The 23,892-nt window shown below is 64.0% G+C and carries 19 protein-coding genes; 18 read left to right on the top strand and 1 reads right to left on the bottom strand.

All coding sequences use genetic code 11. The annotated features are described in order from the left end of the window. Positions 1 to 25: 25 nt before the first annotated feature. The 12 genes from EBS11_RS04035 to EBS11_RS03980 all read left to right on the top strand — a co-directional run bounded on the left by EBS11_RS04035 (position 26) and on the right by EBS11_RS03980 (position 16,509). Complete coding sequence (locus EBS11_RS04035; RefSeq protein WP_290600744.1) at positions 26 to 2,050, top strand: ATP-dependent DNA helicase; 2,025 nt, start codon at positions 26 to 28, stop codon at positions 2,048 to 2,050. A gap of 265 nt (positions 2,051 to 2,315) precedes the next feature. Next, positions 2,316 to 2,921, top strand: coding sequence for a toll/interleukin-1 receptor domain-containing protein (locus EBS11_RS04030; protein ID WP_290600743.1), 606 nt, complete (start codon positions 2,316 to 2,318; stop codon positions 2,919 to 2,921). Between the two features lie 19 nt (positions 2,922 to 2,940). Continuing rightward, positions 2,941 to 5,400, top strand: a complete 2,460-nt coding sequence (locus EBS11_RS04025) for a tetratricopeptide repeat protein (RefSeq protein WP_290600741.1) — start codon at positions 2,941 to 2,943, stop codon at positions 5,398 to 5,400. A gap of 94 nt (positions 5,401 to 5,494) precedes the next feature. Further along, complete coding sequence (surE, locus tag EBS11_RS04020; protein WP_290600740.1) at positions 5,495 to 6,232, top strand: 5'/3'-nucleotidase SurE; 738 nt, start codon at positions 5,495 to 5,497, stop codon at positions 6,230 to 6,232. After that, the gene (locus tag EBS11_RS04015; protein WP_290600739.1) at positions 6,229 to 7,119 is read left to right on the top strand and encodes a protein-L-isoaspartate(D-aspartate) O-methyltransferase; all 891 of its coding nucleotides are present in this window, start codon (positions 6,229 to 6,231) and stop codon (positions 7,117 to 7,119) included. The genes surE and EBS11_RS04015 overlap by 4 nt, the downstream gene beginning before the upstream one ends. A 42-nt stretch (positions 7,120 to 7,161) precedes the next feature. Continuing rightward, positions 7,162 to 8,082, top strand: a complete 921-nt coding sequence (locus EBS11_RS04010) for a peptidoglycan DD-metalloendopeptidase family protein (RefSeq protein ID WP_290600738.1) — start codon at positions 7,162 to 7,164, stop codon at positions 8,080 to 8,082. Between the two features lie 8 nt (positions 8,083 to 8,090). Continuing rightward, positions 8,091 to 9,122 (top strand): RNA polymerase sigma factor RpoS, encoded by a 1,032-nt coding sequence (gene rpoS, locus EBS11_RS04005; RefSeq protein WP_290600736.1) that lies wholly within the window; start codon positions 8,091 to 8,093, stop codon positions 9,120 to 9,122. A 240-nt stretch (positions 9,123 to 9,362) separates the two neighbouring features. Then, a complete protein-coding gene (gene rlmD, locus EBS11_RS04000; RefSeq protein ID WP_290600734.1) occupies positions 9,363 to 10,703 on the top strand; it encodes a 23S rRNA (uracil(1939)-C(5))-methyltransferase RlmD in 1,341 nt (446 codons plus the stop codon). Positions 10,704 to 11,160: 457 nt separating this feature from the next. Further along, positions 11,161 to 13,080, top strand: coding sequence for a glycosyl hydrolase family 18 protein (locus EBS11_RS03995; RefSeq protein WP_290600733.1), 1,920 nt, complete (start codon positions 11,161 to 11,163; stop codon positions 13,078 to 13,080). Between the two features lie 78 nt (positions 13,081 to 13,158). Further along, positions 13,159 to 14,193, top strand: coding sequence for a cupin-like domain-containing protein (locus tag EBS11_RS03990; protein WP_290600732.1), 1,035 nt, complete (start codon positions 13,159 to 13,161; stop codon positions 14,191 to 14,193). A gap of 300 nt (positions 14,194 to 14,493) precedes the next feature. After that, on the top strand, positions 14,494 to 15,651 hold the full coding sequence (gene cfa, locus EBS11_RS03985; RefSeq protein WP_290600731.1) for a cyclopropane fatty acyl phospholipid synthase: 1,158 nt from the start codon (positions 14,494 to 14,496) through the stop codon (positions 15,649 to 15,651). Between the two features lie 12 nt (positions 15,652 to 15,663). Next, positions 15,664 to 16,509, top strand: a complete 846-nt coding sequence (locus EBS11_RS03980) for a LysR family transcriptional regulator (RefSeq protein WP_290600730.1) — start codon at positions 15,664 to 15,666, stop codon at positions 16,507 to 16,509. Positions 16,510 to 16,626: 117 nt separating this feature from the next. On the opposite strand, the gene EBS11_RS03975 is transcribed toward EBS11_RS03980, so the two are convergent. Then, a complete protein-coding gene (locus EBS11_RS03975; RefSeq protein WP_035820723.1) occupies positions 16,627 to 17,313 on the bottom strand; it encodes a Bax inhibitor-1/YccA family protein in 687 nt (228 codons plus the stop codon). A 221-nt stretch (positions 17,314 to 17,534) separates the two neighbouring features. Between EBS11_RS03975 and ndk the strand changes: the two genes are divergently transcribed. The 6 genes from ndk (at position 17,535) to hisS (ending at position 23,865) form a co-directional block, all read left to right on the top strand. Beyond that, positions 17,535 to 17,951, top strand: coding sequence for a nucleoside-diphosphate kinase (ndk, locus tag EBS11_RS03970; protein ID WP_092795197.1), 417 nt, complete (start codon positions 17,535 to 17,537; stop codon positions 17,949 to 17,951). A gap of 125 nt (positions 17,952 to 18,076) precedes the next feature. Continuing rightward, on the top strand, positions 18,077 to 19,252 hold the full coding sequence (rlmN, locus tag EBS11_RS03965; protein ID WP_071326298.1) for a 23S rRNA (adenine(2503)-C(2))-methyltransferase RlmN: 1,176 nt from the start codon (positions 18,077 to 18,079) through the stop codon (positions 19,250 to 19,252). A gap of 11 nt (positions 19,253 to 19,263) precedes the next feature. After that, positions 19,264 to 20,064 (top strand): type IV pilus biogenesis/stability protein PilW, encoded by an 801-nt coding sequence (gene pilW / locus EBS11_RS03960; RefSeq protein WP_290600729.1) that lies wholly within the window; start codon positions 19,264 to 19,266, stop codon positions 20,062 to 20,064. Positions 20,065 to 20,077: 13 nt separating this feature from the next. Next, positions 20,078 to 21,064, top strand: a complete 987-nt coding sequence (locus tag EBS11_RS03955) for a helix-turn-helix domain-containing protein (RefSeq protein ID WP_290600728.1) — start codon at positions 20,078 to 20,080, stop codon at positions 21,062 to 21,064. An 81-nt stretch (positions 21,065 to 21,145) separates the two neighbouring features. Further along, positions 21,146 to 22,420 (top strand): flavodoxin-dependent (E)-4-hydroxy-3-methylbut-2-enyl-diphosphate synthase, encoded by a 1,275-nt coding sequence (gene ispG, locus EBS11_RS03950; RefSeq protein ID WP_290600727.1) that lies wholly within the window; start codon positions 21,146 to 21,148, stop codon positions 22,418 to 22,420. 83 nt (positions 22,421 to 22,503) lie between these two features. Then, positions 22,504 to 23,865, top strand: coding sequence for a histidine--tRNA ligase (gene hisS / locus EBS11_RS03945; RefSeq protein ID WP_290600726.1), 1,362 nt, complete (start codon positions 22,504 to 22,506; stop codon positions 23,863 to 23,865). Positions 23,866 to 23,892 lie beyond the last annotated feature (27 nt).

Below are 23,892 nucleotides of genomic sequence, written 5' to 3'. Positions count from 1 at the left end.
GTATATTTTGACCGATCACAATTTAATGCCAGCCAGCCAGGACGGCCAGCCACCCGAGGCCGCGGCCGAACCGCAGGCTGCGCCTGGCAAGCACGATGCCGACATCGAACGCCTGTTTGGCGCCGGCGGCCCGCTCGGTCCCGCCGTGGGCAGCTACAAGCCGCGCCGTTCGCAGACCGAGATGGCAAAAGCCATCGCCAGCGCCATCGACAGCCAGACCACCCTGATCGCCGAGGCGGGCACGGGCACGGGCAAGACCTTTGCCTACCTGGTGCCGGCCCTGATGTGGGGCGGCAAGACCATCGTCTCCACCGGCACGAAGAACTTGCAGGATCAGCTGTTTCTGCGCGACATCCCCACCGTGCGCGCCGCGCTGCAGGCGCCCGTCTCCGTGGCCCTGCTCAAGGGCCGCTCGAACTACGTCTGCCATTACCACCTGGAACGCACCTTGCAGAACGGGCGCATGACGTCGCGCGACGACGTGGGCCACCTCCGTGAGATCTCGCGTTTCATCAAGATGACCAGCTCCGGCGACAAGGCGGAACTGGCCAAGGTGCCGGAAAATGCCATGATCTGGAATCTGGTGACGTCCACGCGCGACACCTGCATGGGCGCCGAATGCCAGTATTACCAGGACTGCTTCGTCATGAAGGCCCGCAAGGAAGCCCAGCAGGCCGACGTGGTGGTGGTCAACCACCACCTGTTCTTCGCCGACGTGGCCCTGAAGGACACGGGCGTGGCCGAATTGCTGCCCTCGGCTAACACCATCATCTTCGACGAAGCGCACCAGCTGCCCGACACGGCCACTTTGTTCTTTGGCAATACCGTGTCGACGTCGCAGATCCTGGAACTGTGCCGCGACGTGCTGGCCGAAGGCCTGGCGCACGCGCGCGGCATCGACTGGGCCAAGACCGTCACGGTGGTGGAAAAGGCGGCGCGCGACCTGCGCTTGACGTTCCCGCAGGATATCGTGCGCCTGTCCCTGCCGCAGATCGCCCCGTCCAGCGATTTCTTCCCCGCGCTCGACACCCTCAAGGACGAACTCGATGGCATGGTGGCCGTGCTGGAAACCCAGGCGGAACGGGCGGAAACGCTGGAACAGTGCCGCGTGCGCGGCGTCGAGCTGGCGCAGCAGCTGAGCGGCTGGAAGTTCGACCCGAAAGCCAAGGTGGCGGCCGGTGAAGAGGCCGTGTTCTGGGTGGAAGCGTTTTCCAGTTCCCTGCAATTGCATAAAACGCCATTGTCGATCGCGCCCATCTTCAACAACCAGCGCGAAGGCACGCCGCGCAGCTGGATCTTCACGTCGGCGACCCTGGCCGTGAAGAACGATTTCAAGCATTTTTCGGAACAGATGGGCTTGACGGGCGAACCGTCGCATACGTGGCCGAGCCCGTTCGACTATGGGCAGCAGGGCTTGCTGTTCGTGCCGCAGAACTTGCCGCAGCCCAATTCGCTGGGCTACACGGATGCCGTCATCGACTGCGCCTTGCCCATCATCGAGGCGGCGGGCGGGCGCACCTTCTTCCTGTGCACCACCTTGCGCGCCGTCAAGCGGGCCGCCGAGCGCCTTGCCGACGAATTTAAAAAGCGGGGGCTGGACTTCCCCCTGTTCGTGCAGGGCGACCGCGGCCGCACGGAATTGCTGGACCAGTTCCGCGCGGCCGGCAATGGCGTGCTGATCGGCAGCCAGAGCTTCTGGGAAGGCGTCGACGTGCGCGGCGATGCCTTGTCGCTGGTCATCATCGACAAGCTGCCGTTCGCGCCGCCCGACGACCCGGTGCTGGCGGCGCGCATCGAAGTGATGGAAAAGCAGGGCAAGAACGGTTTCATGCACCACTCGCTGCCGGAAGCCATCATCAACCTGAAGCAGGGCGCGGGCCGCCTGATCCGTGACGAGGGCGACCGCGGCGTGCTGATGATCTGCGATCCCCGCCTCATTTCCAAGCCATATGGCAAGCGCATCTGGCAAAGCCTGCCGCCGTTCAAGCGTACGCGCGACACCGCCGAAGTGGTGGAATTCTTCCGCAACCTGCCCGCCCGGGCGCAGTAAGCTTCCCGCCCGGCGCTGGCGTGCCGGGCATTTCCCCTTTGCAATCAATGGCATGGCGCGCGGGCGCCGTGCGCTGCCTGCGCGCCGGCCATGCCAGCTTGCGGCACGATTGCGCCATATTCTGGCGTGAGCGGGAATGTCCTGGACGCCAGACACATCTTTGCGCCAGCGCAAACAGGCCGTTGCCCAGCGGTTTACAGTGACCTCATGCCTTGTGGGAGCAAGGCGCGGCGGTGGCAGGCCGCACGGGGAACAGGGGGATGCCATGGATATCCGCTACGGCTGTTTCTTGAGCTATGCACACGGCCAATATGCGTTCATGAACAAGTTCAAGAATGACCTCATCGAGGCCCTGGCCTGCTATCTGGAGCCGCACCTGGACCGCGAGGAAGTCCTGTTCATCGACAGCGAGCAGCTGGGCGGCGGCGACGACATCGACCTGCGCGTGGCGCGCGCCATGTGCCAGAGCGTGTGCATGATCGTGCTGTACACGCCGAAATACGAAGCGCACGGTTACACGCGGCGGGAATTTGCTGCCATGCAACTGATCGAGCAGGAGCGCCGCGCCTGGTATGAATTGCCCAGCCATCTGATCATTCCCATCATCATGACGCGCCATCCCGATGGCTTGCCGCAGCAGATCACGGAGTGGGGCCTGTACGTCGACTTTTCCGGCTACACCCTGGCCAGCGGCGACCTGAAATCGAATCCGCAATACCTGCCCGACATCGACCGCATCGTGCAGCGCATCGCCACGCATTACCACCTGCTCAAGCGGTCCACGCCGCCGGGCCACGATTGCAGCCGCTTCGTGCTGCCCGGGATTCCGCCGGAATGGCGCGCCGTTCCGCCTCCTCACTTTCCACGTTAATCACGTTAAAGGTACCGTTATGGAAAGCCAACGCCTCTCCCTGCCGCCTTTGAGCGCCCCTGGCGAAGTCGTCACCTTCTATTCCTACAAGGGCGGCACGGGCCGCACCATGGCGCTGTCGAATATCGCCGTGCTGTTGGCGCGGCGCGAAAACGCCAGCGTGCCGGTGCTGATGCTGGACTGGGACATGGAGGCGCCCGGCCTGCACCATTATTTCGAGCAGCACGAGGAACGCCCGGGCGTGCTGGAATTCTTCGAGGCTTGCCGCCAGCAGCTCGAGCGCATCGGCCTGGAGACGGCCGGCCAGCGCGGCGCGGGCGAGGGCGCGGACGACGCGGCCCTGGCGCAGCGCGTGCTCGACGCCATCGACTGGCAGCAGTACGTGGTGCGCGTCGACCAGGGCAGTCCCCTGTACCTGATGCGTGCGGGGCGCTTCGATGCCAGCTACAGCGAGCGCCTGGCGCAGATGCGCTGGGATCACCTGTTCGACACCTGCCCGGCCCTGTTCCGCTGCTTCGCCGATACCCTGGCCCAGCATTTCCGCTACGTGCTGGTCGATTCGCGCACGGGGCGCACGGACAGCGCCGGCATCTGCACCACCCTGCTGCCGAAAAAGCTGGTGGTGGTCTTCACGCCGAACCGGCAAAGCCTGGAAGGCGTCGACGCGCTCGTCACGCGGGCCATCGAATACCGCCGCAGCCACGAAGACGAGCAGCGCCCGCTGCTCGTGTATCCCTTGCCCTCGCGCATAGAAATGGGCGACGGGGCGCAGCGCGCCGAGTGGCGCCGCGGCGACGCGCACAAGGGCATCGCCGGCTTCCAACCCATGTTCGAGCGCCTGCTGCGTGCCTCCTACGGCTTGCCGCAGATCGCCCTCGACAGCTATTTCGACGAAGTGCAGCTGCAGCAGACGAAAACCTTTGCCTACGGCGAGCAGCTGGCCGTGCGCATCGACCAGGGCGGCGACCGCTTTTCCCTCACGCGCACCTTCGAAGCCTTCCTGCACTGGCTGACGGGCGGCTATTTCCCCTGGCAGTCGAGCCGCGAAATCGCCTTGCTGGCCGCCATCGGCGAGGCGCGCCAGGCGCTGCAGCTGGAACCGGGCCGCGCCGTGGCCCTGCCGCTGGCGCGCGACCTGGCCCGTTTGGGCGAGCTGTACCGCAAGGATGGCCGCAGCACGCAGGCCCTCGATGCCTTTCGGCAAAGCGTCGAGATCCGCGTGCGCCTGCTGGGCGAGGAGCATCCCGACAGCCTGGCCGGCAAGAGCGGCATGGCGCGCCTGCTGCGCCAGGTGGGCAAGCTCGACGAAGCCCGCTTCCTCGAGGAAGACGTGGCCGACGTGCGCGAACGGTTGCAGGGCGCCGACCATCCCGATACCCTGGCCGCGCGGGCGTGCCTGGCGCAGACCCTGGCACAGCAGGGCGAGCTGGCGGCCGCGCTGCTGCTGCAGGATTACGTGCTGGACAGTTATTCACGCCTGCTGGGCGAGGAGCACCCGATGACCCTGGGAGCGATGGACAGTCGCGCCGCCACGTTGTTGCGCATGGGGCGTCTGGCGCAGGCGCAGCAGGTGCTGGTCAGGGTGGTGGCGGCGCGCGCCCGCCTGCTCGGCGCCGAGCATGGTGACACCTTGCGCAGCAAGCTGGCCCTGGCGCAGGCGCTGGGGCGCGATGGCGACCTGGACGGCGCGCGGCGCCTGCTCGACGCCGTGCTGCAGGCCCAGGGGCGGCGCCTGGGCGTGGACCACGCGGCGACCCTGGCCACGCGCGACTTGCTGGCCGACATCATGGCCGGGCAGGGTGACTGGGCCGGCGCGCGCCAGCTGCATGAAGACCAGGTCGCGGCACGCGAGCGCACGCAGGGACTCGACCATCCGGAAACCCTGATGAGCCAGCGCAAGCTGGCCGAGGCGCTGCTGCGGCGCGGCGAGCTCGATGCGGCGCGCAGCGTGCAGGAGCAGGTGCTGGAAGTGCATGCGCGCCTGCTGGGCGAGGACCACCTCGATACCCTGCACAGCAAGAAACAGCTGGCCGGCACCCTGCTGCAGCAGGGCGACAGCGCCGCGGCGCGCCTGCTGGAGGACGACGTGCTCAGCGGCAGTGACCGTCTCCTGAATGCGCCCGTCACGGGACATGCCGACAGCGTGCTCGACGGCGCGCGCCACCTGCAGGAAACCATACTCGCGGGCCGCGCCAACGGCCACGACGGGGCGGAACCGGACACCCTGGCCAGCATGATCGGCATGTTGCAAGGCATGATAGAGCGCGAGCAGTATGCGCAGGCGGGCGAACTGGCCGAGCATTTGAAATCGTGCCTGCTGCGCCCAGGCGTGCCGGGCAAGCTGCGCAAGCGGGGCATGGCCCAGCTCAAAAGAATGTACAAATTGCAAGGCGACCTCGATGCCTTGCTGGCCTTGCAGGAAGACGAGGTGCAGGCGCTGGAGGGGGCGCTGTCGGAGGCGCGCATCGAGCAGCGCTGAGGCGGCGCGCCATGCCGGCTCGCCGGCAGAAAAAATGCTGCCGAAGGGCGTGCCACACGCGCAGTGTTGGCAATGCTTCAGGTAAAATCGCGTTATGAGAATTCTTATCAGTAACGACGACGGCTACCTTGCGCCTGGCCTTGCCGCACTGGCCGACGCGCTGGCGCCCATCGCCGAAATCGTGGTGGTGGCGCCCGACAGCAACCGCTCGGGCGCTTCCAATTCCCTGTCCCTGGACCGGCCCCTGTCCGTACACAAGGCCGCCAACGGCTTTTATTTTGTCAACGGCACGCCCACGGACTGCGTGCACGTGGCGCTGACGGGCATGCTCATCGAGCGTCCCGACCTGGTGGTGTCCGGCATCAATAACGGCCCCAACATGGGCGACGACACCCTGTATTCGGGCACCGTGGCCGCCGCGACGGAAGGCTATCTGTTCGGCATTCCCGCCATCGCCTTTTCCCAGTCCGAATTCGGCTGGGCCAACCTGGATGCGGCCGCCCGCGTGGCGCGCGAGATCGTCGAGCGCCGCTACGATGCCTTGCAAAAACCGTATCTGCTGAACGTGAACATCCCGGCGATTCCCTACGAGCAAATGCAAGGCGTGGCGGCCACGCGCCTGGGCAAGCGCCATTCGGCCGAGCCGGTGATCCGCGCGCTCGATCCCCGTGGCCGGGAAATCTTCTGGATCGGCCCCGCCGGGGCTGCCAAGGAAGGCGGCCCCGGCACGGATTTTCATGCGGTCGCGCAAGGACAGGTCTCGATTACCCCGCTGCAGATTGACCTGACGCATACCACCCAACTCGCTGCACTGGCAAAAGGCCTGGCATGACCGACAAGCCGCGTACCTTCCCCCTCACCCTCGATTCGCTGGCCGGCAAGCCCGCCAGGCAGGGCGGGGGACAGTCGCTGGCCCAGTCCAGGATTGCCACGCCGCAGACGGCCACGCAGAATGCGGCGCAAAACGCGGCCCGCGGCGGGGTGCCGCACCATGCTGCCACGCCGCCCATCGCGCCGTCGCGCGCGCAGGCCATCGCCAATGAGCGGGCGCAGCCGGCGATAGCGGCGGCGCCACGGCAAAACCCGCTCGTGTCGGATGCCGTGCGGCGCGCCATGGTGGCCCGCATCGCCAGGCAGGGCGTGAAGGACCAGGTGGTGCTCGACGCCATGCAGGCCGTGCCGCGCCACATGTTCATGGACGAGGCTTTGGCCTCGCAGGCGTATATCGACGCTTCGCTGCCCATCGGCCACCACCAGACCATTTCCCAGCCGTACATCGTTGCGCGCATGATCGAGGTGATGCGCAACGGCGGGGCGCTGCAGCGCGTGCTGGAAATCGGCACCGGCTGCGGCTACCAGGCCACGGTGCTGTCGCTGGTGGCGAAAGAGGTGTATTCGATCGAGCGCATCCGGCCCCTGCACGAGCTGGCGAAGGCCAATCTGCGGCCGCTGCGCGTGTCGAATCTGCGCTTGCAGTACGGAGATGGTATGCTTGGCCTGCCGCAGGCGGCGCCCTTTGACGGGATCATCCTTGCCGCAGCCGGCCTGGAGGTCCCGCAAGCCCTGCTGGAACAGCTGACGCCAGGCGGGCGTCTGGTCGCGCCAGTCGGTGCTAAATTGCAACACTTACAACTCATTACCCGGGTGGGGAAAACGGAATGGACCAGCCAAACCCTGGAAGATTGCCATTTCGTGCCTTTGCGCCCGGGCACCATATGATCCCCGGATCAGCTAGCAAGCAGGACATACAATTACATGCGAATGATTAAGAAAAGTAACATACTGATATGCAGCGTCACGCTGGCCGCCCTGTTGAGCGGTTGCGGCACGACCGGCGTGCAGGCGCCGGTGGTGGAACGCCAGCCATCGAGCAGCAGCGCCGCCGCCAGCGACCCGCGCGACCGCGATCCCGCCTTCTATACGGTCAAGCGCGGCGATACGCTGCTGCGCATCGCCCTGGAACACGGCCAGAACTACCGCGACCTGGTGGCGTGGAATGACTTGAGCAATCCGAACGACATCAAGGTGGACCAGGTGCTGCGCGTGCTGCCGCCGAACGGCGACGCGGGCGGCGCGCAAACGTCGGCCATCGTCATGCCGCCCGTGACGGAAGTCAAGCCGGCCGCGCCCGTCGTGCCGAAGAAGACGGGACCGCGCGGCGAGAAGCGCGCGTATTCCGATGCCACCCTGGCCGAGCTGCGCGCCGATGGCAGCGGCGACGCCAAGCCTGCCGCGGCGCCTGCCCCGGCAGCGGCCGTCGCCGCCGCACCGGCCGCCGCCGCGGCTGCCCCTGCGGCATCGGCGCCTGGCGATGACAAGATCAGCTGGATGTGGCCGTCCGAGGGCAAGGTCATCGGCACTTTCGACGAAGGCAAGAACAAGGGCGTCGACATCGCCGGCAAGGCGGGCCAGCAGGTCGTGGCCGCCGGCGCAGGAAAAGTCATGTATGCCGGGAGCGGAATCCGTGGTTATGGTAATCTTGTTATCGTGAAGCACAGTAACAGCTTGCTGTCGGCGTATGCGCATAACCGCAGCATCCTGGTGAAGGAAGGGCAGAACGTCAACAAAGGCCAGGCCATCGCCGAGATGGGCGATTCCGATGCCGACCGCGTGAAGCTGCACTTTGAAATCCGCCAGCAAGGCAAGCCTGTCGATCCTTCGAAATTCCTGCCTAACCGTTAGGTAAAGCAATGACACACGCGCCGCACGACCCGCTGGACGATGACCCGGAACCGCCGGAAGAGGGGGCGGACGATGTCGTGACGGACGATGCGGGCGAACTCGACGGTATTGATGCCGTCGAGGCGGGCGAAGGGGGCGAAGTGGCCAGCGTCAGCGTGCTGGTCGAAAGTGTCGATGAACTGAAGAAAGTGCTGGCGGCCGAACTGTCGACCGATACCACGCAGCATTACCTGAACCAGATCGGCACGCGGCCCCTGCTGACGGCGGCGCAGGAAGTGCATTACGCCACCCTGGCCAAGCAGGGCAACTTCGAAGCCCGGCAAACCATGATCGAGCACAACCTGCGCCTCGTCGTGTCGATCGCCAAGCATTACATCAACCGCGGCGTGGTGCTGCTCGACATGATCGAGGAAGGCAACATCGGCCTGATGCGCGCAATCGACAAGTTCGAGCCCGAGCGCGGTTTCCGTTTCTCCACCTATGCGACGTGGTGGATACGCCAGAGCATCGAGCGCGCCATCATGAACCAGGCGCGCACGGTGCGCCTGCCCGTGCACATGGTGCGCGAGCTGAACCAGATCCTGCGCGGCAAATACCACCTGGAAGCCCAGCACCACGACGGCAAGGATGCCACCGCGGAAGACATCGCCCACCTGGTGGGGCGGCCCGTGGAAGAGGTACAGGATATCCTCGCCCTGTCCGAGCACGCGACCTCGCTCGACGCGCCGCTCGACAACGACCCGCAGTCGTCCCTGATGGACATGTTGCCCGGCGCCAGCGAAGACAGCCCCGACGCGCGCGCGGAACACCATGAAATGACGGTGCTCGTGCGCGACTGGCTGACCAAGCTGCCCGACAAGCAGCGCGTGGTCATCATGCGCCGTTTCGGACTGGACAACGACGATCCCGCCACCCTGGAAACCCTGGCCGAGGAAATGGGCGTGACGCGCGAGCGCGTGCGCCAGATCCAGCAGGAAGCCTTGATCAAGCTCAAGCGGGCTATGGCGGCGCGCGGCGTCGTGCGTGACTCCCTGCTGTAGCAAGTCTGATAAAACGCGCATGGCGGCGTTGCATGGCCTCGCCGTACTGGCGTACTGTCTTCGGCCACGCGCCTTGCCCTGCGCATTTTCTCAGGCTTGCTGGCCGGTGCGGGCTTGAGCGGCTTTTGCCGGTCGCGATCTGCTATCATACGCCCCGCTCGCGGCGCCTGACCTTTCCCCCATTGTTTGCAAGTTCCAGCGCGGCCCTGCGTCCTGGCCCACTCTTACCTATTGATCGCTATGCAAGAAAATATCATCGAAATCAAATCGCTCGACATGGACGCCCGTGGCGTTGGCCATATTGAGAACGAAGACGGCTCGCCGGGCAAGGTCGTGTTTGTCGAGGGCGCGCTGCCGGGCGAGCGCGTCAGCTTCGTGACGTTCAAGAAAAAGAAGAACTGGGAAATGGCCCGCATGACGTCGCTGCACCGCGAATCGTCGATGCGCGTCACGCCCAAGTGCAAGCATTTCGACAACTGCGGCGGCTGCTCCATGCAGCACCTGGAGCCGTCGGCGCAGGTGGCGATCAAGCAGCGCGTACTGGAAGACAACTTGTGGCACATCGGCAAGGTGCGTCCGCAAAGCATCATGCGTCCCATGTATGGCCCGACGTGGGGCTACCGCTACCGCGCGCGCCTGTCCGTGCGCCACGTCAAGAAGAAGGACGCCGTGCTGGTGGGCTTCCATGAAAAGAAATCCGCCTTCGTGGCCGACATGGACAGCTGTGAAATCCTGCCGCCGCACATCTCCGCCATGCTGCTGCCGCTGCGCGCGCTGATCGCGTCGCTGTCCATCTTCGACCAGATGCCGCAGATCGAGCTGGCCGTCGGCGAAGACGTCACGGCCATGGTCTTGCGCATCATGGCGCCCCTGACGGCCGACGATGAAACGAAGCTGAAAGCGTTTGCCGACGAGTACGGCGTGCAATGGTGGCTGCAGGTGAAGGGGCCGGAAACGGCCGTGCCGTTCTATCCGCTGGACAAGCAGCTGCATTACCTGCTGCCGGAATTCGGCGTCAAGATGCCGTTCAAGCCTGTTGATTTTACGCAAGTGAACCACCACATCAACCGCGTGCTGGTGTCGAAAGCCCTGCGCCTGCTGGAAGTGCAGCCGACGGACCGCGTGGCCGACCTGTTCTGCGGCCTGGGCAATTTCACCTTGCCGCTGGCCACGCAGGGCAGCACGGTGGTGGGCATCGAAGGCAGCACCACGCTGACGGAGCGGGCGCTGGAAAACGCGCTGGCCAATGGCCTGGCGGAAAAAACCTCCTTCTCCACGCGCAACCTGTTCGAAGTGACGACGGACGACCTGATCGCGCTGGGCAAGTTCGACCGCATGCTGATCGACCCGCCCCGCGATGGCGCCATGGCCCTGTGCCAGGCCCTGGTCGGCCTGGCGCAAGTGCGCCCGGACATGCTGCCCAAACGCATCGTCTACGTGTCCTGCAGCCCCTCGACCCTGGCGCGCGACGCCGGCATCCTGGCGCTGGAAGCGGGTTACGTACTGAGCAAGGCCGGCGTGGTGAACATGTTCCCGCATACGTCCCACGTGGAATCGATGGCGGTATTTGACCTGGCCTGATGGCGCACCTGAGAGCACGCCTATGGCTGCGTGCCTTGCCTGAACGTTTTTCAGGCGCGTAGCGCGCGGGTTGAAGTATAAGACACGGCGGCACCCGCCGTTGCTCAGTGCAGCAAGGCAACAAGCCACCGCAATACCACTTACACTGTTGTATAAAATTGGTCTGTTTTTTCCGGATCAAGCGCTTTTCTTCCTCTTCCCCCTGCATTTTTTTCGTTCTCCAGTAGGACAACACGCCGTCCGCATAAGCTGCTGTGCTTTTTGCGCGAAGTGGTATTGGTCGGTCTGATGCCACTTCAAAACCACTTGACCGCCTATTTTTTCAGCAGCATGCTGTTCTTGCAACTGCAAAAAAACGATAACACAGGGTAGCTTTTATTGAAGCAGAGTGGTCTTTCCGCAAACCTGAACAGGAGACAGCGTGGAAAATTTAATACTCAGAAAAACGATCAGGAACATGATGGTATGCCTGGCCAGCGGCGGTGTGCTGGCGGCATGCGGCGGTGGTGGCGATGCCAGCGCGCCGGCCAGTTCGCAATTGCTGGCCGTCAGCACGGTGGCTTGCATACCGTGGCAAGAGGGCGGCACGTATAACGCGGGCACGGTGGTCACCTACCTGGGCGCCAATTACACGGCCCTGGTGACGCAGACCGATCACGTGGGGTCCGGCTGGAATCCCGTTTCCACGCCGAGCCTGTGGAGCGCGGGCGGCGCCTGCGACGGCGGCACCACGCCGACTCCAACGCCGACGCCCACCCCGACGCCGACACCGACGCCGACGCCGACACCGAATCCCACCCCGACGCCTACGCCGACCCCGGCACCGACACCCACGGGCAGCACCTGCGCGCTGGCCTGGGCCTCGGGCACGGCTTACAGCGCGGGCGCCGTCGTCAGCTTTGCCGGCACCAATTACCGTGCCAACTACTGGACCCTGGGCGACAATCCGTCGACCAACAACGGCGCCGCCGGCACGGGCAAGCCATGGACCAGCCAGGAACTGTGCAGCATAACGCCGACGCCGACGCCAACGCCAACGCCAACGCCGACGCCAACGCCAACGCCAACGCCAACGCCAACGCCAACGCCAACGCCGACACCGACCCCAACGGGCCGCGAAGTCGGTTCCTACTTCGCGCAGTGGGGCGTGTATGGCCGCGACTATGAAGTGGCGAACGTGCACACGAGCGGCGTGGCCGACAAGTTGACCTTCATCAACTACGCCTTCGGCAACATCTATCCGAAAAACGGCGGCTACGAATGCGGCATGATCACCAAGGCCGAGCCGGGCGCGACGAATCCGAATGCGCCGGATGCCGGCACGGGCGGCGATGCCGAGGCCGACTACATCCGCACGCCGAAGCGCACCGTCGATGGCCAGGCCATTCCGTGGGATGCTCCCCTGTCGGGCAACTTCCTGCAGCTGAAAAAGCTCAAGGCGGCGCACCCGAACCTGAAACTGTTCATCTCGCTGGGCGGCTGGAGCTGGTCGAAGAATTTCTCGGTGGGATCTGCCACCGATGCGCTGCGCAAGCAGATGGTCAGCTCCTGCATCGACCTGTACATCAAGGGCAACCTGCCGCTCTCGCAAGGGCGCGGTGGTCCGGGTTCGGCGGCCAACATCTTTGACGGCATCGACATCGACTGGGAATACCCGGTCGGCGGCGGCCAGCCGTACAACACGGTCAGCCCGAATGACAAGCGCAACTTCACCTTGCTGATGGCGGAATTCCGCAGCCAGCTCGATGCGCTGGGCGCCGCCAACGGCAAGCGCTACCTGCTGACGGCCGCCGTCGGCGCGGGCAAGGACAAGATCGACAACACGGAACCGGCCCTGTACTCGCAGTACATGGACTGGATCAACCTGATGACCTACGACTTCCACGGCGGCTGGGAAAACAGCACCAACTTCAACGCCCAGCTGTTTGCCGACCCTGCCGATCCGTCGACGGGCATGGCGCGCGAATACGTGGGTGACAAGGCGGTGCAGTACATGATCGCCGCCGGCGTGCCGCGTGACAAGCTGCTGCTGGGCATTCCATTCTATGGCCGCGGCTGGACAGGCGTGGCGCCGGGGCCGAATGGCGATGGCCTGTACCAGACGGCCACGGGCACGGCGCCCGGCACGTACGAGTCGGGCATCGATGACTACAAGGTCCTGGTGGCCAAGTCCGGCACGCGCTACTACCATCCCGTCACCAAGCAGCTGTACCTGTACACGGGGGCGGGCGGCCAGTGGTGGAGCTATGACGATCCGACCGTCATCGGCACCAAGGTGAAATACGTCAAGGACCAGGGCTTGCGCGGCGCGTTCTCGTGGGAACTCGACGGTGACGCGAATGGCGTGCTGGCAACGGAAGTGTGGAAAGTGCGGTAATGTTGATGTAGCGTAAGACGCGGCCGGGCAGCCCTGCTGTCCGGCCGTCTATTTATATAAAAACACGGGAGGCGGGCGATGGCGGCGGTATCGACATTCGGAGTCAAGCAGCAGGAACAGGAGCTAAGCCGCGAATGGCGCAGCTGGATCGCGGAAAACCTCATGCTGGGCAGCCACCCGTCGGCGCTGATGCCGGTGCTGCAGCAGGCCGGCATCGCGGAGCCCCTGGCGCGCCGCGAAGTGGAGCTGGCCCTGCAAAGTCCCTACCTGGCCGGCGCCGTGCGCCTGTCGAACCGGCTGGCCAAGCGCGACTGGGTGATCGACATCCAGCGCCGGCTGAACCAGCTGCGTACCCCCGAGATTCCCCGCCGCGACAAGCTGTCCGCGCAGGCATTCCTGGAAGAATACTATTCCCTCAACCAGCCCGTCATCATCACGGGCATGATGGATGACTGGCCCGCCATGGCCAGGTGGAGTCCCGCCTACTTCCGCGACCATTTCGCGCAGCGCGAAGTGGAAGTGCAGTTCGGCCGCGAAGCGGACGCCCAGTACGAAATGAACAGCGTGGCGCACAAGCGCAAGATGGCCTTCGGCGACTACGCCAGCCTCGTCGAGGGCAGCGGCGCGACCAACGATTTCTACATGACGGCGAACAACAATTCGCAGAACCGGCAAGCTTTGCGCGAGCTGTGGGACGATATCGGCCAGCTGCCCGAATACCTGAAGCAGGAGGGCGCTCCCACGGGCTTCCTGTGGTTCGGCCCGGCCGGCACGGTGACGCCCTTCCACCACGACCTGACGAACAATTTCATGGCGCAAGTGGCGGGGCGCAAGCGCCTGCGCATCATGGCCGCCTGCGAAGTGGCGCGCGTGTACAACCAGCGCCACTGCTTCACGCCCGTCGACGGGCGCGCCATCGACGTGCAGCGCTACCCGTTGATGGCCGACGTGCAGGTGCGCGAATGCGTGCTGGCGCCGGGCGAGATCCTGTTCTTGCCCGTCGGCTGCTGGCATTTCGTCGAAGCGCTCGATGTTTCCATGACGGTGGCGTTCACCAACTTCAAATGGGATAACGATTTTTACACCAAGTATCCATCGAATCACGACTTTTGATCGTCGTGCGCATTGCCGCGAACGCGCAGGGAACAGCCGCCGAACAGGCGGCTTTTTTCATGCTTTGGCGCCCTTCGTGCCGAAGATATTTCCATAAAATAATTGATTTAAATCATTTCAATGCAAATATTTTGATATGAATGACCATGATGTTTCATTATCCAGATGGTCATGGCGGGCGGATAATTTTATGGCTGATGCGCCGCCGGGCACCTGATGTAGACGTGCCGGTGCGCGCCGGCACCGACAACCATCTGGAGGCGGCAGGGCATGAACACGCAGCAAACCACACAAGCACGAATGCAGTTGCAACAAACACCAGCAGGCAGCGCCGGGCTGCAGCTCGACACGCGGCTGACCCGCGAAGCGGCCGAACTGCTGGCCAGGGCGGACATCCACTTGAACGGGCGCGCCGCCTGGGACATGCAGCTGCGCAAGCCGGGCGTGCCGGAGCGGGCCTTCGCCAGCGGCAACCTGGGCCTGGGCGAGGCCTACATGGACGGCGACTGGGATGCGAAGCAGCTCGATGAATTCTTTTGCCACTTGCTGCGCGCCCGGGTGGCCGACGACGTGCGCCCCATGCGCATGGCCTTCCACGCGCTGTATGCACGCCTGTTCAACCTGCAGACGGAGCGCCGCGCCTGGATGGTGGGCAAGGAGCACTACGACCTGGGCAACACCTTCTATGCGGCCATGCTGGACCCGCGCATGACCTATACCTGCGGCTACTGGAAGGATGCGGCCAACCTGGCCGAGGCGCAGGAAGCCAAGCTCGATTTGATCTGCCGCAAGCTGCGCCTGGAGCCGGGCATGCGCGTGCTCGACATCGGCTGCGGCTGGGGCAGTTTCATGCGCTATGCGGCCGAAAAATACCAGGTGCAGTGCGTCGGCGTGACGATCTCGAAAGAGCAGGCCGCCTACGCGCGCGCCATGCCGGGCGGCGCGCAGCTGGACTTCCGCCTGCAGGATTACCGCGACACGGATGAAAAATTCGACCGCATCGTCAGCATCGGCATGTTCGAGCACGTGGGCCACAAGAACCACCGCACCTTCATGGAAGTGGCGCACCGCTGCCTGGAAGACGACGGCCTGTTCCTGCTGCACACGATCGGCAAGAACAAGCGCCACTCCACGTGCGACCCGTGGATCGACAAATACATCTTCCCGAATGGCGACCTGCCGTCGATCGGGCAGATCGGCGACGCCATGGACGACCTGTTCGTGGCCGAGGACCTGCACAATTTCGGCGCCGACTACGACAAGACCCTGATGGCCTGGCACGCGAACTTCGAGCAGGCCTGGCCGCAGTTTGCCGCCCAGCTGGGCGAGCGCTTCCACCGCATGTGGTCGTACTACCTGCTGTCCTGCGCCGGCGCCTTCCGTGCGCGCGACCTGCAGCTGTGGCAATGGGTGCTGTCCAAGCAGGGCGTGCTCGGTGGCTACGAGCGGGTCAGCTGATATCATGGCTTGATGGATATCAATCAAGCACGCACCTTCCTGGAAGTGGCCTCCTGCGGCAGTTTCATCATGGCGGCCGAACGCATGCACCTGACGCAGACGGCCGTCAGTGCCCGCATCCGCACCCTGGAACAGCAGCTGGGGCGCCAGCTCTTCGTGCGCAACAAGGCGGGCGCGCGCCTGACGTCGGCCGGCGAACGCTTCATGCGCCACGCGGCCACGATGGTGCAGGTGTGGGAGCGGGCGCGCCACCAGGTGGCGCTGCCGCCGGGGCGCGACGATGCCGTCAGCATCGGCTGCGAACTGAGCCTGTGGCAGCCGCTGCTGGGCGACTGGCTCATACGCATGAGCCGCGACTGCCCCGAGATCGCCCTGCGCGCGGAAGTCGACAGCCCCGCGCGCCTGCTCGATGCCGTGCACGACGGTTCGCTGGACCTGGCCGTGCTGTACAACCCACCCCAGCGCCCGGGCCTCGTCAGCGAACTGCTGGCCGAGGAAAAGCTCGTGATGGTGACCTCGTGCGAAGACGGGCAGATGCATGCCGATGCGTATGTGTACGTGGACTGGGGGCCGGCGTTTGCCGCCAACCACCAGGCGGCCTATCCGGAGCTGAGCAGCCCGCCCGTCTCCATCTCGCTGGGACCGCTGGCCCTCGTGTATCTGCTGGAGGTGGGCGGCGCCAGTTATTTTCGCATCGGCTCGGCCCAGCCCTACCTCGATGCGGGCCTCCTGCACCGCGTGCGCGACGCGCCCGAATTCTCGCACTCCGCCTACGCCGTGTATGCGGCGCAGCGCGACAACCCCACCCTGGACCGCGCCCGCGCCTGCCTGCTCGACGTGGCCGAGAAGGTCAGGTAGATGCTGCAGACGTAAAAAAGCCGACCCGAGGGTCGGCTTTTTGATTCTTAATCGCAGTGCATAAAACGTTCAGGGCGAGGCACTGCAATGCGGCCTTGGGCGTTTTTGCGTTAGCGCTTAGTCGCGGCTGCCGCCGGCGAAGCCCAGCAGGGACAACAGGCTGGTGAAGATGTTGTACACGTCCAGGTAGATGCGCAGGGTGGCCGAGATGTAGTTGGTCTCGCCGCCGTTGATGATTTGCTGCACGTCATACAGGATGTAGGCCGAGAAGATGGCGATGGCGACCATGGAGATCACGATCGACAGTGCCGACAGGCCCAGGAAGATGTTCGCCACCGATGCCAGGATCAGCACGATCACGCCGGCGAACAGCCACTTGCCCATCGCGGAAAAATCGCGCTTCGATACCGTGGCGATCGTCGCCATCACGGCCAGGATGGTGGCCGTGCCGCCGAACGCCGTCATGATCAGCATGCCGCCGTTCGAGTAGCCGAGCGTGCGCGTCAGGATAGGCGTGAGCATCAGGCCCATGAAGAAGGTAAAGCCCAGCAGGACGGCGACGCCCAGGCCCGAGTTCTTGGTTTTCTCGATCGCGTACATGAAGCCGAATGCGACGACCATGAAGATGATGAAGCCCATGCCGCCGGTGAGCATCGGCAAATGCATCTGCACGCCGATGAAGGCGCCCAGCACGGTCGGTATCATGGACAGTGCCAGCAGCCAGTAAGTGTTGCGCAAGACCTGGTGGCGGACTTGCTGCATGCCCCCCGACAGGTCAAAGGTGCGTTGCATGTTCTGATTCATAGTGCCTCCGTGTTGTCAATTCAAATTACTACTTTGCCCAAGGATAGCATGGACCCCGGTTTTTACAAAAAAACCAGCTTAAGATTTAATTAAACACAGGCAAGGGCAGAAGAAGCCCCCAGCCTGTCTGGGTGATATGGGGTGGAGTATGGTAAAATCAAAGGTTGATTGAGTTATCAATTTACCGTTTTAAACCTTTCTTTTTATTGGAGTTTTCACACATGGCAATCGAACGCACCCTGTCGATCATCAAACCAGACGCAGTTGCAAAAAACGTAATCGGTCAAATCTACACCCGTTTTGAAAACGCTGGCTTGAAAATCATCGCTGCGCGCATGACCCAACTGACCCGCGAACAAGCTGAAGGCTTCTACGCAGCGCACAAAGAGCGCGGCTTCTTCAAGGATCTGGTTGACTTCATGGTTTCCGGTCCAGTCATGATCCAAGCCCTGGAAGGCGAAAACGCCGTTCTGGCCCACCGTGACCTGATGGGCGCGACCGATCCGAAGAAAGCAGAAAAAGGCACGATCCGCGCCGATTTCGCCGATTCGATCGACGCCAACGCCGTACACGGCTCCGACGCTGTCGAAGCTGCTAAAGTGGAAATCGCTTACTTCTTCCCAGAACTGAAGGCTTAATTGCCTTAGATAACGTTATTTCCTGGCGTTATCTGTGAAATAACTTATCACCCCCTGTTCCCGCTGCGCTGTGGAGTTTTCGCTCCGGATGCGCGCGGGGACGGATTTTTAGAATAGACATGATCATGAATACGACGACCCTCACCAACTTGCTGGACCTCGATCCCGCGCAACTCATCGCCTACTGCGCCGAGTTGGGAGAGAAACCGTTTCGTGCGAAACAATTGCAACGTTGGATACACCAGTTCGGCGCTTCCGATTTCGACGCCATGACGGACCTGGCCAAGTCGCTGCGCGACAAGCTGGCCACGCGCGCCGAAGTGCGCGCCCCGGCCATCATCAGCGACCACACCTCGACGGACGGCACGCGCAAGTGGCTCGTCGACGTGGGCAATGGCAATGCCGTGGAAACCGTGTTCATTCCGGAAGATAACCGCGGCACCCTGTGCATCTCGACCCAGGCCGGCTGCGCCGTGAACTGCCGTTTCTGCTCGACGGGCAAGCAAGGCTTCAACCGCAACCTCAGCGTCGGCGAAATCATCGGCCAGCTGTGGATGGCGGAATTCGAATTGCGCCGCACCAAGGGCATCGAACCGGGCCCGAAAGGGGAGCGCCAGATCACCAACGTGGTGATGATGGGCATGGGCGAGCCCCTGCTGAACTTCGAGCCGACCGTCACGGCCCTGAAATTGATGCTCGACGACAACGCCTACGGCCTGTCGCGCCGCCGCGTCACCCTGTCGACCTCGGGCGTGGTGCCGATGATGGACAAGCTGTCGCAGGAAGTGCCGGTGGCCCTGGCCGTCTCGCTGCACGCCTCGAACGACACCTTGCGCGATGGTTTGATTCCGCTCAACAAGAAATACCCGCTGAAGGAATTGATGGCGGCCTGCAAGCGCTACCTGGAATTCGCCCCGCGCGACTTCATTACGTTCGAATACTGCATGCTCGACGGCGTCAACGACAGCGACGAGCACGCGCGCGAACTGCTGGCGCTGGTGCAAGACCGCGAGTTCGGCGTGAACTGCAAGTTCAACCTGATCCCGTTCAATCCCTTCCCCGAGTCGGGCCTGTTCCGCTCGAAAAACCCGCGCATCAAGGCCTTTGCCCAGGTGCTCATGGATGGCGGCATCATCACCACCGTGCGCAAGACGCGCGGCGACGATATCGATGCGGCCTGCGGCCAGCTGGCCGGCGAAGTCAAGGACCGCACGCGGGTGCAGGAACGCATGGAAAAAATGACGGAGTATCAACAGAAATTCGGCGCCAATTTCGGCAAGATCGTGGAGATCCGCTCCTGATGGGGGAAGGCATGGCTTACCATCGCTCGCTCGCTGTGGCCGCTGTTAGCCTGGCTGTGCTGCTGGTCGGCTGTGCCTCTTCCACGCCGGACGCCGGCGCCAGGTCCGCGCGCCAGGATGCGCAGGCCAGCGCCCCGCAGCGTGCCGCGCTGCGCCTGCAGCTGGCCAGCGCGTATTATGCGCAAGGCCAGCTGGACGTGGCCCTGGCGGAAGTGGAGCAGGCCGTGCAGCTGGCGCCGGACGATGCGCAAGCGTATGGCATGCGTGCCCTGATCCTCGCGGCCCAGCGGCAAACTTTGCCTGCCGAGAAAGATTTCCTTTACGCTTTGCGCCTGGCGCCCCACAATCCTGAGTTGAGCAATAATTACGGTCTGTTTTTGTGCCAGACGGGACGCGCCGCGCAATCGCTGGCGTATTTCGATGCGGCCCTGGCCGACGCGGCGTATGTATCGCCGGAAAAAGCGCTCAATAACGGGGGCGCCTGCAGCCTGGCCCTGCAAGATTACCCGCGTGCGGGCGCATATTTGTTGCGCGCCGTACGCATCGCACCGGACGTGGCAGTGACGAACGCCGGCCTAGTGCGCGTGTATTACCAACAGCAAGACTACCGGCAAGCGGCCTATTATTTGCAGCGGCTCGGTAAGATAGCGACAATGGGGAGCCAGACGGCCGATGTGCTGTGGCTCGGGATCAAGGTGCAGCATAAGCTCGGGGATGCGGGTGCGGAAGCTGGCCTGGGGGCGCATTTGCGCAACCACCATTCCGGCTCGCCCGAATATGCTGCTTATCAAAATGGGGCGTTTGATGAGTGAGACAGGGATACCAATGAATTCAGAGTGGGCAGAAACGCCTCGGCAGCAGCCCCAGGGCAATCTGGCGTCGGCTGGCGCGCAGTTGAAGGCGCAGCGCGAAGCGCTGGGCTGGCCGGTGGAGCAGGTGGCGGACCAGCTCAAGCTGGCGCCGCGCCAGGTGATCGCGCTGGAAGAGGGCGACATGGCGGCCTTGCCGAACTTGGCCGTCGTGCGCGGTTTCGTGCGCGCCTATGCCAAGGTGGTGCGTCTCGACGCGGCACCGCTGGTGGCCATGATCGAAGTCCACCCGGCGCCGGCGCAGGACCCGGCCGCGCCCGTGCGGCGTGAAATTTCCGCCACGTTTTCCGAATCGCGCTTCCCGTCGATGACGCAGCGTTCGTCGAGCCAAGCACCCCTCTGGATCGCCGGCGTCGTGGCCGTCGTGGCCGTTGCCTTCGGCGCGTACAAGCTCGGCTATGTGCCGGCCAGCCTGCTGTCCTCGCATGCCGAGAAGGAAGCCGTGCATGCGGACGTGGGTCCCGTGGAAACGACCCTGATCAAGCCGGGCCAGGACTTGACGCCCGTGCAGACGCCGTCCGTGCCGCTCATTTCCGTGCCGCCGCCGCCAGGCAACGACACGCAGACGGGCGCACCGGCCGCTTCCGCCATCGCCTCGGCGCCGGCCGCCGCCGCAGTGCCGCCGGCCGCGGCACCGGCCGCGACTGCGCCGGCAGCGGCCACGCCGGCCGCCGTCACGCCGCCTGCCGCCGCTGCGGCCGTTGGCGCGAATGCGCTGGTGCTGAAGGTGGAGCAGGATTCGTGGGTCGAGATCCGCCGTCCCGGCACCACGCCGCTGATTTCGCGCATGGTCAAGGCGGGCAGCACGGAAACGTTCGATATCACGGGTCCGGCCACCCTGGTGGTGGGCAAGCCGGGTGTTGTGCAGGCAACCTTGCGCGGCGCCAAGCTGGACTTGCCGACCGTCGCGGGCGGCACGATTTCGCGCGTGAGCATTAAGTAATTATCAAACAAGCATCAATCAGGCATTGAAATTAGTCGGTTAAGCAAGTAGTTTAAATAAGCAAACTCAGAAGATAATATTATGGCGACTTCGAAAACAGCGATCGGCTCCGGCCCTTCCGATCGGCGCGACAGCCGCAAGGTGCTGATCGCGCACGGCCAGCGCCAGATCTGGGTGGGCGGCGACGCCCCCGTGGTGGTGCAGTCGATGACGAATACGGATACGGCCGATGCCATCGGCACGGCGATCCAGATCAAGGAACTGGCGCGTGCCGGTTCGGAACTGGTGCGCCTGACGGTGGACCGCCCGGAAGCGGCTGCGGCCGTGCCCTACATCCGCGAGCAGCTCGACAAGATGGACATCGACGTGCCGCTGGTGGGCGATTTCCACTATAACGGCCATACCCTGCTCAACGATTATCCCGATTGCGCGCGCGCGCTGTCGAAGTACCGCATCAATCCGGGCAACGTGGGCAAGGGCGCCAAGCGCGATACGCAATTTGCGCAAATGATAGAAGCGGCGTGCCGCTACGACAAGCCGGTGCGCATCGGCGTGAACTGGGGCAGCCTGGACCAGGCCTTGTTGGCGCGCATCATGGACGAGAACGCGGGCCGCGCCGAACCATGGCCGGCGCAAGCCGTCATGTACGAGGCGTTGGTGACGTCGGCGATTGAAAACGCCGTGCGCGCCGAAGAGCTGGGCCTGGGCCGCGACAAGATCATCCTGTCCTGTAAGGTGTCCGGCGTGCAGGACCTGATCGCCGTGTACCGCGAACTGGCGCAGCGCTGCGACTATCCGCTGCACCTGGGCCTGACGGAAGCGGGCATGGGCAGCAAGGGCATCGTCGCGTCCACGGCGGCCCTGGCCGTGCTGTTGCAGGAAGGCATCGGCGACACCATCCGCATTTCGCTCACCCCGGAACCGGGCGGCGACCGCACGCGTGAAGTCATCGTCGGCCAGGAAATCTTGCAAACCATGGGCTTGCGCAAGTTCGCGCCCATGGTGATCGCCTGCCCTGGCTGCGGGCGCACGACGTCGACCACCTTCCAGGAGCTGGCCGACAACATCCAGACCTACCTGCGCGAGCAGATGCCGGAATGGAAGAAAGCGTATCCGGGCGTGGAAGCGATGAACGTGGCCGTCATGGGCTGCATCGTCAACGGTCCGGGCGAATCGAAGCATGCGAACATCGGCATCAGCCTGCCCGGCACGGGCGAATCGCCGGCCGCGCCCGTGTTTGTCGACGGCGAAAAAGTCGTCACCCTGCGCGGCGAGCGCATCGTCGAGGAATTCCAGGACATCGTCTTGAATTATGTTAAAAGCCATTATGGCAAAGCCGCACCGGTTGCCGCGTAATCGGTCGGGTAGGTCGGATTAGCGGGGCCGCCGAGGCGTTACGCGCGTCATCCGACAATCAAGTTAAAGCAAAGAAGAATACTATGTCCGAAAATAAGAAATTCGATAAAATTACCGCGGTGAAAGGCATGAATGACGTGCTGCCCGCCGACGCCCCGCTGTGGGAATTGTTTGAAAACACGGCGCAGTCCGTGCTGCAAAGCTATGGCTTTCAGCAAATCCGCACGCCGATCGTGGAAGAGACGAAACTGTTCGCGCGCGCCATCGGCGCCGTGACCGATATCGTGGAAAAGGAAATGTATTCGTTCACCGATTCGATGAACGGCGACAACCTGACCCTGCGTCCCGAAGGCACGGCCGGCGTGGTACGCGCCGTCGTCGAGCATAACCTCGTCTACGAAGGCCCGAAACGCCTGTGGTACAAGGGCCAGATGTTCCGTCACGAGCGTCCGCAGAAGGGCCGCTACCGCCAGTTCCACCAGTTCGGCGTGGAAGCCATCGGCTTCACGGGCCCGGACATCGACGCGGAAATCATCATGCTGTCGCGCCGCCTGTGGGATGACCTGGGCCTGGAAGGCATCCGCCTGGAACTGAACTCGATCGGCGACGCGGCCGAGCGCCTGCGCCACCGCGCCGACCTGATCGCCTACCTGGAAAGCCACAGCGAGCTGCTCGACGAAGAAGCCAAGCGCCGCCTGCACAGCAATCCGCTGCGCATCCTCGACACCAAGAACCCTGCCATGCAGGACCTGGTCAATGGCGCGCCGAAGCTGCTGGACTACCTGGGCGAGGAATCGCTGGCCCACTTCCACGGCGTGCAGAAGATCCTGAATCACAACAATATTCCGTTCACCATCAATCCACGCCTGGTGCGCGGCCTCGATTACTACAACCGCACCGTGTTCGAGTGGGTCAGCGACAAGCTGGGCGCACAGGGCACGGTCTGCGCCGGCGGCCGCTACGACGGCATGGTGGAAATGTTCGGCGGCAAGCCGACGCCCGCCGTCGGTTTCGGCATGGGCGTGGAACGCCTGGTGCTGCTGATGAAGGACGCGGCCGAGCCGGAAGCCCCGGCCCAGTGCGACGTCTACCTGGTGCACCAGGGCGAGCAGGCAGGCTTGCAAGCCTTCGTGCTGGCCGAGCGGATTCGCGATGCGGGCCTGGACGTTGTGCTACATTGCGCAGCGAGCAACGGCGGCGGCAGCTTCAAGACGCAAATGAAGAAGGCCGATGCCAGCGGCGCGGCGTTTGCCGTGATCCTGGGCGACGATGAAATCGCCAACCATGTCGCCACGGTGAAAGCCATGCGCGAAGCCGATGCGGGCGCGCAGCAGAATACGGTGCCGTTCGACGATGTCGTCGACTACGTGGTGGACCAGATCATCGGCGACCACGATTGCGGCCACGACCATGGCCCAGGCGGCCACGTGCATCACCACCACTGATTTGAAGCAAGACCGTTCCACCCTCGA

It is taken from the genome of Janthinobacterium sp., from assembly GCF_009923995.1.
Classification (GTDB): domain Bacteria; phylum Pseudomonadota; class Gammaproteobacteria; order Burkholderiales; family Burkholderiaceae_D; genus Janthinobacterium.
This window is presented reverse-complemented; position numbering and strand designations above follow the sequence as displayed.